The organism is Vibrio sp. Y176 (assembly GCF_033438945.1).
In genome coordinates this window covers 240645-253847 of the sequence record NZ_JAWOQS010000003.1, presented here as the reverse complement: position 1 = coordinate 253847, position 13203 = coordinate 240645, and the positions used below count along the sequence as shown (strand labels likewise).

The following is a 13203-nucleotide window of genomic DNA, read 5'->3' as shown; positions in this document are numbered from 1 at the left end:
AAAATATGGACACCATATATTTTTGATCTAATGGAATCGAAACAACTTAAACATTTTCTGGCGGTCGCTGAACATGGAAATATTACCCATGCGGCGAAAGCCCTGCATATTGCCCAGCCCGCATTAAGCATTTCTATCAAAAAGTTTGAGCAGTCTTTGGGTGTTACCCTATTTCGCCGTGATGATAAAAAAATCAGCTTAACGAAAGAGGGCGAAACGCTACTTGTACATGCCAAGCGGGTGATTCAACAGTTGCACGACGCGCAGCTCGCGATTGATGAGTTGAAAGGTTTAGCGAAAGGCGAAGTAAGGCTCGGGACGCCATCAATGATGGGCAGTTATTTCTTTCCACGAATTGTGATGGCGTTTAAAAGCCAGTTCCCGGAGTTAAAATTGACCTTGGTCGAAGCTGGGACTCAATCGATTCGTCGTATGCTGCTCAATGGTCAACTCGATATCGGTGTGATCAGTTGTGATAACGTGCCTGATGACCTAGAAACTGACCATTTGTTTACTAGCCAAATGGTAGCAGTTGTTTCACCTGAGCATGAGTTAGCCCAGCGACACGCTCTTACTTTTGATGAGTTCTTTGAACACGATTTGGTTATGTTTCAGCATGGCTATTTTCACCGCGAATTTTTGGATCAGGTGAGTGAGGAGCATGGGTTTACCATGAAGTCATCATTCGAGACCAACTTACTGCCTTTGATTTTGAGTATTGTAAAACAAGAGTTTGCGATTACCGCGTTACTGGAATTGGTGACTCAACATGAGTCAGGCGTTGTTGGCGTGCCGTTTGAACCACCAGTGACGCTGGATCTGGCACTTGCTTGGCGCAAGCAGGGGTATTTATCAATAGCAGATCGAACGTTTATCGACTTTATCAAGCGCTACGTTTAAACGCAGCGCAGATTCATCGTCCGAGCACTAGTCGCCTTTGTACATCTTCTCGAAGTTCTTTGGGTTCCAGCCAATCATTACCCGATCACCAATTTTTAAAACTGGCACTGAACGAGCACCAAGCGCATCAAGTTCTTTGCGACCGCGTTGCATCTTAGCATTGCACAAACGATAGTTAATATTTTTCGAATCCAGATAACGTTGAGCATCTTTGCAGTGAGGGCATTTGTCTTTGACGTAAAGGACGACACGTTTCATTGAGTTTCTCTCCATTATCATTGGGAGGCGAAGTTTAACGGCCTTTCACAATAAATGAAAGGCGAAAGCTAAGGTGAAACTGTCCTTTATCTCAGGTATATTGAGCGCCTTTATTTTGTCATAACAGACGTTAATTCTATGCATCCGTCACTTCGATACATTCAAGGCTACCCACAAAACATCGTAGAGCAGGTGAGCTCGTTGATAGCGAGTGGCAAGTTTGTTCCTTGGTTCGAGAAGCGTTATCCCGACAGGCACCAAATCAAAAGCGAAAGGGCGCTCTATGAGTACGCCATGGCAATCAAAAACCGCTACATGAAGAAAGCCGCGCCAATCAGTAAAGTCGTCTACGATAAGAAAATTCACGCGGTAAACAACGCGCTTGGTTTGCACAGTGTAATCAGTAGAAACCATGGCGGTAAGCTGAAGTCGAAAAACGAGATTCGCATTGCCAATGTATTTAAGGATGCGCCCGAGCCACTATTAAGAATGCTGGTGGTACATGAGTTGGCGCATACTCGTGAGAAAAACCACGACAAGGCGTTCTATCAGCTATGTTGCTATATGGAGCCTGAGTATCACCAACTCGAATTTGATGCTCGTTTGTTTATGATTTACCTCGATTTAAAAGCGAATTTGAATGAAGAACAATAATCACAACGCGAAGCAAGCAAAGCCAAAGACTTCAAAGGCGGCTCAGAATAAAGACGCGAATAAAGCCAAGCCGAAGCGTGTTAAAGACAAAGTTGCGCGCAAATCCTCGCAGCCTGCAGGAAAGAGCGAAGTCGAGTTCATAAAAATAGCGAAGAATGGTTTGCATGAGCGTAATGTTCATCGAGGTCGTTACGATTTTAAAAAACTCGTGGAAAGTGAACCACAGTTAAAGCCATTCGTTATCAAAAATCCGAAAGGGGAAGACTCCATAAACTTCTCTGATCCTAACGCTGTTAAAATTCTCAATAAAGCATTGCTTGCTGCGTATTATGGTATCGAGTTCTGGGGCATTCCCGACACCTACCTTTGCCCACCGATTCCGGGCCGCGCTGATTACATTCACCGAGTGGCAGAACTTCTTGATGGTGAAGTAAAAGGTCAGTACGCGCACCAAAAAGTGAAAGCGTTGGACATTGGCGTGGGAGCAAACTGTATTTATCCGATTGTTGGTGTAACAAAATACGGTTGGCACTATACGGGCAGCGATGTCGATCCAAAATCCATCCAATCGGCTCAAACGATCGTAGAGCACAATCGTGTTTTGAAGGGAAAAATTGCACTGGTACAGCAATACAATGATACCAATATTTATCGAGGTATCATTCAACCGAATGATCGTTATGATGTGACGACATGTAATCCGCCATTCCACCGTTCGGCGGAAGATGCCGCTATGGGCAGCCAGCGTAAAATCGATAATCTAAAAGCAAACCAGCGCAAGAAAGGGCTAAAACCTCAAACCGCACCAGTAAAGACAAGTAAGCCTGCGTTGAATTTTGGCGGTCAAAACGCTGAATTGTGGTGTGAAGGCGGAGAAGCGGCGTTTATCCGAAAAATGGCGAATGAAAGCCAAGCTTTTGCCGCACAGGTCTTGTGGTTTACAACACTTATATCCAAAAAAGACAACGTTCGCCCGATGCGCAAGCAGCTTGAAAAATTGGGTGTGAAAGCCATTCGTGTGGTTGAAATGAGTCAAGGGCAGAAAGTGAGCCGCTTTGTAGCTTGGTCATACATGGATAAGCAACAGCGCAAAGCATGGATTGAACTAAAGTAACGTTGACCGTTTCACACTGAACAATAAAGTAGGAAGCCCGCTGATATCAGCGGGCTTCTATTTTGGGAGATCTAAAACTTAATGATGGGCTCACAATCTAGTGAACTGAGAGAGACAAAAGTATCTGTTTTGGCATAGTACAAGCCACAGGTTTCACCTCTTATCTGCAACGTATATTGGTCTGGAAGATCCGTATAGCTGCCATCCAACAGTTGATTGTTGTTCCCTTTTACTCGTCCTTTTTCAATCAACAAATGCGGTGAGGATTCAAATACGTTATTTGCGACTCTAGGTGCTGGTGTCCCTTGGATTTCTGCGATCGCGTTTTGAATCTCTATGACTGTTTCCGGAGAGTTCTTTTTACTCAATGCTTCAACGGGTTCTTGTGACATAGCTTGGCATCCTATCAAAGAAATCGAAGTGCCTAAGAAAAGCACAACCCGAATCAGCATTCGTAAAAAGTTAGTTGATCTCAACATGAATTGCCTCTGTTCGTAGCGGAGAGCGAAGATCGCTTAACTCCGGAGATGAAATGTTACGCGGCATGGCGTTGAAACTTGAAGGGGATACTGGCGGACAGGTTCCAGTTTCCATGTAGTTTAGTGCCGCAGAAAGCATACCTTCAGACGGATCGCCCAATGGTTTTGTTAGGTCGTCATTGACCCAGCAACCTTCCACTCTATTGTTTAAGCCTAGCTCGGTATTGATTTGGCTCTTTGGAGTAGGAATAAAACCATCAGCGAAGTCGCCAAATTTTTTCTCGTTCGCCGACTTGAACTGAATAGTGTAGTACATAGTGCCGCAGTTTTGTTCTGGTGAGAACCCATACGGTTTACCTGTGGTTGTTGAACCTATTTGGATAACCTCCACATCAATGCCGCGCAAAGCGTTGATTAACAGTTCACTTGAGGAAGCCGTGCCTCCTGAAGTCAGCACATATACGCGCTTTTTGTTCAGTGTCGGAAGCACTTGATCCGAATATTTCTGTGCTGCCCAGTCTATTGCTAGATTCGTAAAGCGATAGATGTTATCCCCATCTTTAATGGTACGCATCACTTTGTCATTATGAATCAACTCACTGAAGACTCGGTTCTGACCAGCACCGCTTAGCATGTAGCCTACTTGCGAGGACTGAAGGACTAAGCCACCGCCGTTGTAACGTAAATCAACGACGATCTCGTCAACATTCTCTGCTGAGAGCATACTGAACGCCTCAATAAGCGGGGCTTGAGCGCTTGGTTCAAAGGAGTTGTATTGCAGATAGCCGATCCGCATACCATTGTGTGTAATCACTTTGGCATTTTTAACTGGAGAGGTCATGACATCAGAGGCGGTAAGCGTCACGGTTTTCTCTAGACCGTCAACACTCTCAAATGTGAAGGTGTAATCTTGATTGATGTCAGGGTTAAAGAGCGTTTTGTTAATAAAATCAATGTCGGACTGACTACCGGTGTTAACCACATCAATATTATTGATTTTCAGAAGCTTATCACCACGAGCAATGCCGCTTCTATCAGCTGGCGAGGCTTCTTCAGTGTAGGAAATACGAACGTCTCGAGGTTGTACGCCACGTAGGAATGCCCAGTTAAAACCAAATCCAGCAACTAAACCGGATTGCGATGATTTCATATCATCTTCATAAGGGACGGTAAAATGGAAGCGATCTTTTGGTTTACCCGTCGCGGTAGTAGCAGAGGTGACCAGCGTATTGAAGTAATCAGTAACAGTTTTGTAGTTTGCTGGATTATTATCAGGAACCTCGTCATACCATAGATACGTTTCGTTAGTAAAAGCTCTTAAAAAGAGTTTTTCGTGTAATGCAGAGCCCAATTTATCTGGATAGGCGGCATAGTTGTCATATGGGTCCAGTCCGACGCGGGGCGTTTCACATTGGTTGATAAACGTTTTCGACGGTTGGCTAAAATCACCGGCTTTCCATGTTGGACCGTTTGCACTGCTAGTGGACGGAGTAGGTGATGAACCATCACCGCCGCCACCGCCACAGCCTTGTAATAATGCGAGAGTGACTGCCGTTGCTAAAGAATACTTAAATTTCACTTTTCTATGTCCTTATAAATAATAGAATTATAATTATGTGTTTTGCTTTTGTTTTTATTAGCTAGGTGAATGTATTAATTTAATTTGTTCGTCTGCAAATTTATAGTTAAATAGTGTGAGGTAAATAACGTAAAAAAGTTGTCTTTTATACTTAAGCTAAATTAGTCATTACTTAAGTTTTCTGTCTATTTCAAAAGAGCTAACAAGACAATTAATAAGTGTGAAATTAAGACAAGTTCTTAGTTGACTAAGCGATGCTTGCTAAATAAAAATCAGAATTAGATTCAGGAAACGCTTTGAATCAATAGTTTGGTAGGGGTATATGATGTTATCTGGGATTTGTTTGATTTATTTGTCTGATGCTTTAACTTAATTTAGTGAGTTGAGCGACGTGCTTTAATAGGCTTCCGTCAATGTTAGGTAAATCATCAGCGAAAAATATCTGAGCACCGGGAGTGCAGCGCATTAATATATTTGTTAGTTCACCTTCATTGTTGGAAGTGTTAACTGCGTTAAGTTTCGCTAATTTATTACAAAGCTCGTTCTCTATTTGCACTTTCTGCTCTTCGGTGAGCCTAATGCGACCTATACATACGCCTGGGTTGATATCATGAGAAAGCGAATCTTGTTGAAATCGCTCTTTGAATAAGGTGTCTAATGCCGTACCTTCTTCCATAATAAATCGACGACCAGAACGGTAAAACAAGCCGTCTCCGAAGTTTTCGACATATCCTAGAATTTCCGCGATACGTAAATAGAATCGTAAGCTTGTATCAGAAAGCCCGTAAGTTTGGGCTATCTCTTGCGGTTTAATATCACGAGAAGTCAGCATATAAATAAAATCAAGTAAATAAGGATGCTCAACGAAAAGGGCGCTCTCTTCATCTGTTAGCATTTGCTCGTTTTGGTGCTGAAGCTCGTTGGCTAAGGTTGCGAGTTCGATGAGATCGGTATTCAGGTAGTTCAGATAAATAAGTACTTTATCCAAACCTAAAGCTGGATTATGTAGGTGGCGTTTAATACTAGATAAAGGGATGCCACTTTTCTCTGACAAGGAATTGTAGCAAAGCCCTTCTTCTTTAATCTTTTGTCGTAGCGCTGCGAGTAAAAACTTTGGTCCAACATTCATCCTTGAATATCACCTTATTCGTTATTCCGTTTACTGGCTGATATTTTGCCTTTCAAGCAGCAGGTTTCGAATCGCTGTGCCCGCTTCTAGAATGTGTTTTTTCAGCAGGTACTTGGCGCCTTCGATATCGCGATTTTGGCACATTTCAAACAAGTTTAAGTGCTCTTCTTCTGCCTTTTTAATGCCTGTAGTAAACAATAGCTGCATGCGTATGTATCGGTCACACTTTGTGTTCAGGTTGTAAATGACGTCCATAGTTTCAGGCATGTTGGCTGGCGCATATAGGGCTTTGTGGAACTCGTAGTTGTAGTTGCTCCATTCTTCTACTTCGTCGCCACTGTTCACTACTGACTCGAAACGTTCGCGAACTTCGCGCGCGCGTTCAAGGTCAGCGTCTGTCATATTTTGAATCGCGCGCTCTAAAATGTGGCATTCCACGACAGCGCGCAGTTCAAATAGCTCATTGATTTTCTCTGGAGATAGTTCAGTGACCGTCGCACCTTTGTGAGGTTCAAAGCTAACGAGTCCTTGTGCTTCCAATTGAACTAACGCTTCACGCACAGGAATTCGGCTAACATTAAACTCTTTTGCTAACGCATCTTGACGTAAAGGTTGACCAGTTTTTAACTCGCCCTTCAAGATCTGAGTTCGAATTGCTTCCTCAACGAGCTGAGTACGCGTTTTAAAAACAGGTTTCTGTGACATTGAAGTCTCCCGTGAAATTAATATTGTATCCAATCCATTTTACTTTAGTAGTTTATTGTTTTTCTGGCACAAACCAACTAGGAAAGAAGGTTTTGAGAAGTAGAGTGAAATAAAAGGCATCAGTTGATGCCTTTTTGAGCCATTTGGTGATTTTATTGGGACACACTGCCATCTATGGCGCGTTGAATACCCAGTGGGTTCGACGCTTTTAATGAATCCGGCAATAAAGATTCTGGTAAAGCTTGATAAGCGACGGGACGCAACCAACGATGAATAGCCTCTGCCCCGACAGATGTTGAGGCAGAATTGGTTGAAGCCGGATATGGTCCACCATGAACCATAGCGTAACCAACCTCGACGCCAGTTGGCCAACCGTTGAATACAAGGCGTCCGGCGATTTCTTCCAAACTTGGAAGCAGTTGCTTGGCTTGTTCTTCGTCTTCAGCGGTAGCGTGAAGGGTTGCGGTGAGCGATCCAGTCAGTGAATCACTCAGTTTCAACATGTCATCGAAATCTTCACAGATTACGATTAACGATTGAGGACCAAATATTTCTTCCTCCCATTGCGGGTTTTCACGCCAGTTTTTACTGTCCGTCACGAACAGTGCTGGTGAGACATTGGTCGCTTCTGCTTGTTCAGAACGAGTGACGTTAATGCCTGTTTCGGAAGCTCGCTTATCCACTTCGGATTCATACGTTTCTCGGATTCCTTGCGTTAGCAAAGTGGCCGTTGATTGTTGTCGAATTAACCCTTGAGCGATTTCGATAAAGGCTTGCGTTTCTGGGCTATTCAAGACAAATACAACGCCTGGTTTTGTACAAAATTGTCCACAGCCCAAAGTCATAGAAGCCACAAATTCTTTAGCCAATGATGCGTTTGCCCGTATGGCTGAAGGGAGAATAAATGTTGGATTAATCGCCCCTAGTTCGCCATAGAAGGGGATTGGCTCTGGTCTTTGTTGGGCTAGATTGAACAGCGCACGGCCACCACCGACTGAACCTGTAAACCCAACCCCTTTAATTTTTGGATGGGTAACGAGTGCTTGGCCAAGTGCACGTTTGTTACCTTGCAATAGCGTGAAGATGGCTTGCGGTAAGCACTCTTTCTCAAGTGCAGCCTCAATACACTCAGCAACAAGTTGACTGGTGCCAGGGTGGGCGGTATGGCCTTTTACAATCACAGGGCAGCCAGCAGCCAGTGCCGAAGCCGTATCGCCACCTGCAGTAGAAAATGCGAGCGGAAAATTAGACGCACCAAACACGGCGACAGGGCCAATTGCGATTTGTTGACGGCGAATATCTGGTTTTGGCAGTGGTTGACGGTTTGGGTTTGGCGTATCGAAAATTGCTTGATGGTGATTACCCGATCTCACAACCTCGGCAAATAGTCTTAATTGGTTCGCGGTACGTCCTATTTCGCCGCTTAAACGTGCTTCGGGAAGGGCAGTTTCTAAATGAGCACGAGCAACGATTTCTTCACTCTTCACTTCCAATTCAGAGGCGATAGAGCAAAGTAAGCTCGCTCGCTTTGCATTGTTTAGTTGGCGAAACTCACGCGCAACGCTTTGGGCGGCTGAGGCGGCTTGATTAACTTCTTGCTCCCCATGCACCGGAAACTCTGTGGGTAGAGGCTCACCAGTAAAGGCGTTGACTGCGTAAAAAGTGGTTGGTTCTTGTGGGGTCATCATTCTTCCTTACTATCCTTATTACTTCACTTCAAATCCGTACGCATATGGGTCTTCATCGTCTACCCATATCGTGTTGTGACCGTATACTTGTGCCCATCCTTCAATGCTTGGCAAAATAGCGGCTTTGCCATTCACTTCGGTAATGCCTTCTATACGTCCTTGAAATAGGCTGCCGATGATACTTTCGTGAACAAAGTCTTCTCCTTGATTGAGTTTGCCTCTTGCATGCCATTGCGCCATGCGCGCACTTGTTCCCGTACCACATGGCGAGCGATCCAACGCTTTGTCGCCGTAAAACACAGCATTTCGAGCGGTAGCGTTTTCTTGAGTGGGCTCTCCGGTCCATAGCACGTGAGAAACACCGCACACTGTTGGATCTTCTGGATGTACGCACTCAACCGCTCGAGATACCGCTTCGCGAACTTTTGGAGAAAGCATCAAAATTTCATCTGGAGAGTAGTGTTCAAGTCCGGCGTAGTTTTCTTGAGGATCGACGATTACGTAATAGTTTCCGCCATAAGCAACATCGACAGTGAGCTCACCTAAGCCCTCTATGTTCACGGTTACGTCTTGGTGGGCAAGGTAAGCTGGTACGTTAAATATCTTCACCGACGTGACCTTGTCACCTTTTGTTTGGTAGTGCACTTCGATTTGTCCTGCTGGGACATCAAGTATCAAACGGCCTTCTTTTTTGGGAGTGATAAGGCGATTCTCGATAGCGGTAGTGACGGTTCCAATGGTGCCGTGGCCACACATTGGTAAGCAGCCACTGGTTTCAATAAACAGAATTGAAGCGTCTGCGTTATCGCTGCAAGGAGGCAAGACAACTGACCCCGACATCATTGAGTGTCCGCGAGGCTCAAACATGAGTGCCTGACGAATCCAATCATAATGCTCAAGAAAGTATTGGCGCTTTTCGCTCATGGTATTGCCTTCGAGTGGAGGCACACCGCCTGCGACCAGCCTAACTGGGTTGCCGCAGGTGTGGGCATCAATACAGAAAAAAGTTCCTTGTCTCATTTTTCGCTCCTTGCTGAAAAAATGGTTGAATTAAACAATAGTGATGTTAACGTAATGTAAAATATATTGTATACAATCTACGTTTTCAAGTGTGACTCGGAGCATATTTATGTTGGTCAAGGATGAAACAAAAAAGGAAAGGATCGCCGTGATAGGTGCGGGGATTATTGGCTTATCAATTGGATTGAAGTTGCAGCAGCAAGGTTATCAAGTCACAATTTTTGATCCCAATGGCGTGGGGAATGGATGCTCTAAGGGAAATGCAGGTCATATCGCGACTGAGCAAATCTTCCCTCTTGCAACGCCAGCGCTGCTTCCACAATTACCTAAAATGCTGCTAGATCCCAAAAGTCCGGTTTCGATCCGTTGGCAAGATATTCCAAGCACTATCGGGTGGATGATTCGTTTTCTATTACAAACAAAGCCATCAGCCGCGGAGCAGGCAAAAAACGCGATTAAAACTCTTAACGAGCGGTCAGTGGCAAGTTGGCGTGGCGTGCTTGATTCAATCGGAAAAGCGCATCTAATAAAAATGAATGGTTCATTGCTCACTTTTGAAAACGAGAAACTGTTTAAAGACTACCAAAGTACGCTTAACTCACTGGCCAAAAACGGTGTGGCGTATCAAGTTTGGACGCAAGAGGCGATTCGAAAGCGGATACCTGATCTCAGCCATAAGGTTCGTGTCGGCGTCTTTTTTCCCGATACAGGACATACGCTAGACCCTTATCAGATCTGTGTTGAGCTAAGTGAAGCTTTTGAAGCTCTTGGCGGTAAGATTTTACAAAAAGGTGTATCTGCGTTGGAGAAAAATGGTGATGTGTTGGTTGAGTCTCAAACACATTCATTTGACCGAATCATTGTTGCCGCTGGTGTACATTCTAAGCCTTTGATATGGCAGCTAACCGGAGTCAAAGTGCCTATTCAAGCCGAGCGTGGTTATCACCTAATGGTAGATGACAAGCGTGATGTACTGCCATTTCCTATTAGCTCTGCCGATAGAAAATTCATCATGACTCCGATGTCTGGCGGGCTACGCTTGGCAGGCACTGTTGAGTATGCCGATGTAGAATCACCACCCAATATGAAACGTTCAGAAATGCTTTTTCAGTTAGGTGATGAGATGTTTGAATCGGAGTTAAATCCACTCAAGCAAGGAGAAAAGTGGATGGGTAATCGGCCTTCAACAGTCGACTCGTTACCGGTTATTGATAGCATTTGGGATGGAAATGTATTACTGGCATTTGGCCACCAACACCTTGGATTAACTCAAGCGGCGATTACGGCAGATCTCCTTTTAGAGCTTATCGAAGGAAAGCCGACATCGATTGATCTATCACCTTTTTCATTACAACGATTCGCCTGAAAAATTTAATATTAAATATTGTATAAAATATATTAAATGCTAATGTTAACTTAATTTTAACAAAAATGGTGTCCAACAGCCGTACTCGGATGCCTCCAGAAAAACAACCAAAAGGAGTAAAACATGTCACGAATGACCAAAGCACCATTGGCGCTGTTGATTTCAGGAATGCTGTTGGGGGCCTCTGCTTATGCTGAAGACAAATTGACGGTCGTATCTTGGGGTGGTGCATTCACCAAGAGCCAAGTGGAGGCATATCATAAGCCTTTCATTAAAAAAACAGGTGTCGAGATCGTATCCGAGGATTTCAGCGGCGGATTAGCTGAAATTAAAGCACAGGTGGAAGCGAACAACGTGCGCTGGGATTTGGTTTCTCTCGACAAGCCAGACATTGTTCGTGGTTGCGCCGAAGGGTTACTAGAACCAGTGAACCCAAGTATTTTGCCTCCGGGCGCAGATGGAACACCAGCACAAGAGGATTTTATTGATGGTGCGATTCACGAGTGCGCAATCAATACCATCGTAGTGTCCACTGTATTAGCGGTGAACGAAGACGCGTTTAAAGGTAAGGCTTTGCCAAGCAAGTTGACCGATCTTTTTGACCTAAAAACTTTTCCAGGTCGACGTGCATTGCAAAAACAACCTCAGGGCAATCTTGAGTGGGCACTATTGGCTGATGGTGTAAAGCCAGAAGAGGTCTACAGCCTGCTCGAAACCGAAGCGGGGCGTGAGCGTGCTTTTGCTAAGTTGGATACGATCAAATCAGAAGTACTGTGGTGGACAACAGGTGCCCAGCCACCTCAAATGCTTGCAGACAAAGAAGTGGTGATCGCCTCGGCGTTTAACGGCCGAATCCACAATGCCCGTAAGGATGAAGGTCAACCATTTCGGATTATATGGGACCGTCAAATGGGTTACATGAATGGATGGGCGATACCTAAAGGGAGTGAGAACACAAAGCTTGCATTGGACTTCATTGCTTTTTCTTCAGGAACAAAACCATTAGCTGATCAAGCTAAGTACGTTGCCTATGGGCCTACGCGTAAGTCGTCTTCGGCGGAGGTGAACCCAGACATTTTAGCGAACCTTCCTACCGCACCTCAAAACTTCCAAACCGCCTTCCTGATTAACGATGAATGGTGGTCAGACTACGCGGATGAACTCAATGAAGAGTTCAATACCTGGCTGCTTAACTAGGCGTTAATTTGTGTATGGGGTCGAGTTTTCATCCATAAGCGAGGTTCCGTACTTTCCTCAACTGTATTTATGTTTTCGGAGAAATGATGAAAGTCATCGAAGCACAGCAAGTCGCGCAATGTTTAACAATGAAGTCTCTTATTGAAACGATGCGTGAAATGTACTCGCGGCCAGCAACAATACCTCAACGCCGAGTCATGCCCTTAGAAGAGGGAGAATACGAGGCGTTTGCGCTACTTCCAGCTTGGAACCAGGAGTTGATTGCGGTGAAAGCCTTTACGTATTTCCCGCATAACCCTGAACAAGGCAAAGATACGCTTGCATCTAAGCTGCTTGTTTTTAGACGAAACGATGGTGAGCCGCTCGCACTCGTGGACGGTAAAGTTTTAACGTTTTGGCGCACCGCCGCAGCTTCTGCGTTGGCAGCGGACTATTTGGCGCGTCCCGATGCTGATCGTCTGTTGATCTGCGGAACGGGCAATCTTGCGCCTTATTTTGCGTGGGCATACGCTGCGGTTCGCCCACTTAAGCAGGTTTATATTTGGGGGCGTAACTCAGATAAAGCCGAGGCGACGGTAGATGCCATTGTGTCATCTTCAGAGTATCAGTCGCTTCCTGATGAGCGTCGGTTTCGCGTTTCAGTCGTAGAAAAAGTGGACCACGTTATCAAACACGTTGACATCATCAGCTGTATTACTGCATCAGCAGAGCCTTTGTTTAATGGCGCAGACGTGCAGCCGGGCACCCATATTGATTTGGTCGGTAATCATGACTTGGACAAGCGTGAATGTGACTCCGAAGCAGTGCAACGAGCACAGGTGTATGTTGATAGCCGTATTAATGTATTAGCCGAAGCGGGCGATCTTCTCATTCCAATTCAAGAGGGCGTATTCACGTCAGACGATATCAAAGGGGAATTACCGCAGCTTTGCGCCCAACAAATCTCAGGACGTCAAAACGATGAGGTCATTACTTTATACAAATCAGTTGGCAGTGCTTTGGCTGATTTGGCCGCTGTAAAGGCGGTGTTGTTAGAAAATGGCATAGATAGCCATGTCTGAGCATTTTCGCTCGTTCATTTAAATTGCATACAATATACATATAAGGAAAGTAG

General features: G+C 44.9%; 13 protein-coding genes. 6 read left to right on the top strand and 7 right to left on the bottom strand.

Annotated elements, in window-relative coordinates; all coding sequences use genetic code 11:
* Window positions 1–30 precede the first annotated feature (30 nt).
* Window positions 31–900: a LysR family transcriptional regulator gene (locus tag R7O13_RS09500; RefSeq protein WP_137281907.1), complete on the top strand. Its 870-nt coding sequence runs from the start codon at window positions 31–33 to the stop codon at window positions 898–900.
* Between the two features lie 27 nt (window positions 901–927).
* On the opposite strand, the gene R7O13_RS09495 is transcribed toward R7O13_RS09500, so the two are convergent.
* Window positions 928–1158, bottom strand: a complete 231-nt coding sequence (locus R7O13_RS09495) for a glutaredoxin family protein (protein ID WP_005377871.1) — start codon at window positions 1156–1158, stop codon at window positions 928–930.
* Window positions 1159–1296: 138 nt separating this feature from the next.
* Between R7O13_RS09495 and R7O13_RS09490 the strand changes: the two genes are divergently transcribed.
* Entirely contained in the window at window positions 1297–1812 is a 516-nt protein-coding gene (locus R7O13_RS09490) for a M48 family metallopeptidase (protein ID WP_005377870.1), read from the top strand.
* Window positions 1799–2926 carry a 23S rRNA (adenine(1618)-N(6))-methyltransferase RlmF gene (rlmF, locus tag R7O13_RS09485; protein ID WP_318303687.1) on the top strand — a complete coding sequence of 376 codons (1128 nt, stop codon included), beginning with the start codon at window positions 1799–1801 and terminating at the stop codon, window positions 2924–2926. The genes R7O13_RS09490 and rlmF overlap by 14 nt, the downstream gene beginning before the upstream one ends.
* 71 nt (window positions 2927–2997) lie before the next feature.
* Here rlmF and R7O13_RS09480 read toward each other — a convergent pair whose 3' ends face one another.
* The 6 genes from R7O13_RS09480 to R7O13_RS09455 form a co-directional block, all read right to left on the bottom strand.
* Complete coding sequence (locus R7O13_RS09480; RefSeq protein ID WP_137281910.1) at window positions 2998–3318, bottom strand: hypothetical protein; 321 nt, start codon at window positions 3316–3318, stop codon at window positions 2998–3000.
* A gap of 70 nt (window positions 3319–3388) precedes the next feature.
* Window positions 3389–4984: a S41 family peptidase gene (locus tag R7O13_RS09475; protein ID WP_115385900.1), complete on the bottom strand. Its 1596-nt coding sequence runs from the start codon at window positions 4982–4984 to the stop codon at window positions 3389–3391.
* Window positions 4985–5348: 364 nt separating this feature from the next.
* A complete protein-coding gene (locus tag R7O13_RS09470; protein ID WP_167415160.1) occupies window positions 5349–6113 on the bottom strand; it encodes a transcriptional regulator in 765 nt (254 codons plus the stop codon).
* A gap of 30 nt (window positions 6114–6143) precedes the next feature.
* Complete coding sequence (locus R7O13_RS09465) at window positions 6144–6818, bottom strand: GntR family transcriptional regulator (protein ID WP_053303155.1); 675 nt, start codon at window positions 6816–6818, stop codon at window positions 6144–6146.
* A 152-nt stretch (window positions 6819–6970) separates the two neighbouring features.
* On the bottom strand, window positions 6971–8503 hold the full coding sequence (locus tag R7O13_RS09460) for an aldehyde dehydrogenase (NADP(+)) (protein ID WP_318303859.1): 1533 nt from the start codon (window positions 8501–8503) through the stop codon (window positions 6971–6973).
* Window positions 8504–8524: 21 nt separating this feature from the next.
* Window positions 8525–9526: a 4-hydroxyproline epimerase gene (locus R7O13_RS09455; protein ID WP_054576450.1), complete on the bottom strand. Its 1002-nt coding sequence runs from the start codon at window positions 9524–9526 to the stop codon at window positions 8525–8527.
* A 109-nt stretch (window positions 9527–9635) separates the two neighbouring features.
* Between R7O13_RS09455 and R7O13_RS09450 the strand changes: the two genes are divergently transcribed.
* The 3 genes from R7O13_RS09450 (at window position 9636) to R7O13_RS09440 (ending at window position 13150) form a co-directional block, all read left to right on the top strand.
* A complete protein-coding gene (locus R7O13_RS09450) occupies window positions 9636–10892 on the top strand; it encodes an NAD(P)/FAD-dependent oxidoreductase (RefSeq protein WP_033905157.1) in 1257 nt (418 codons plus the stop codon).
* A gap of 123 nt (window positions 10893–11015) precedes the next feature.
* On the top strand, window positions 11016–12089 hold the full coding sequence (locus R7O13_RS09445; RefSeq protein ID WP_017820893.1) for a polyamine ABC transporter substrate-binding protein: 1074 nt from the start codon (window positions 11016–11018) through the stop codon (window positions 12087–12089).
* Between the two features lie 86 nt (window positions 12090–12175).
* Window positions 12176–13150, top strand: coding sequence for an ornithine cyclodeaminase family protein (locus tag R7O13_RS09440; protein ID WP_005377853.1), 975 nt, complete (start codon window positions 12176–12178; stop codon window positions 13148–13150).
* Window positions 13151–13203: the final 53 nt, after the last annotated feature.

Coding starts and splice junctions, on each gene's coding strand:
- R7O13_RS09500 (WP_137281907.1), top strand. CDS start 31: ATGGAATCGAAACAACTTAAACATTTTCTGGCGGTCGCTGAACATGGA.
- R7O13_RS09495 (WP_005377871.1), bottom strand. CDS start 1,158: ATGAAACGTGTCGTCCTTTACGTCAAAGACAAATGCCCTCACTGCAAA.
- R7O13_RS09490 (WP_005377870.1), top strand. CDS start 1,297: ATGCATCCGTCACTTCGATACATTCAAGGCTACCCACAAAACATCGTA.
- rlmF (WP_318303687.1), top strand. CDS start 1,799: ATGAAGAACAATAATCACAACGCGAAGCAAGCAAAGCCAAAGACTTCA.
- R7O13_RS09480 (WP_137281910.1), bottom strand. CDS start 3,318: ATGTCACAAGAACCCGTTGAAGCATTGAGTAAAAAGAACTCTCCGGAA.
- R7O13_RS09470 (WP_167415160.1), bottom strand. CDS start 6,113: ATGAATGTTGGACCAAAGTTTTTACTCGCAGCGCTACGACAAAAGATT.
- R7O13_RS09465 (WP_053303155.1), bottom strand. CDS start 6,818: ATGTCACAGAAACCTGTTTTTAAAACGCGTACTCAGCTCGTTGAGGAA.
- R7O13_RS09460 (WP_318303859.1), bottom strand. CDS start 8,503: ATGACCCCACAAGAACCAACCACTTTTTACGCAGTCAACGCCTTTACT.
- R7O13_RS09455 (WP_054576450.1), bottom strand. CDS start 9,526: ATGAGACAAGGAACTTTTTTCTGTATTGATGCCCACACCTGCGGCAAC.
- R7O13_RS09450 (WP_033905157.1), top strand. CDS start 9,636: ATGTTGGTCAAGGATGAAACAAAAAAGGAAAGGATCGCCGTGATAGGT.
- R7O13_RS09445 (WP_017820893.1), top strand. CDS start 11,016: ATGTCACGAATGACCAAAGCACCATTGGCGCTGTTGATTTCAGGAATG.
- R7O13_RS09440 (WP_005377853.1), top strand. CDS start 12,176: ATGAAAGTCATCGAAGCACAGCAAGTCGCGCAATGTTTAACAATGAAG.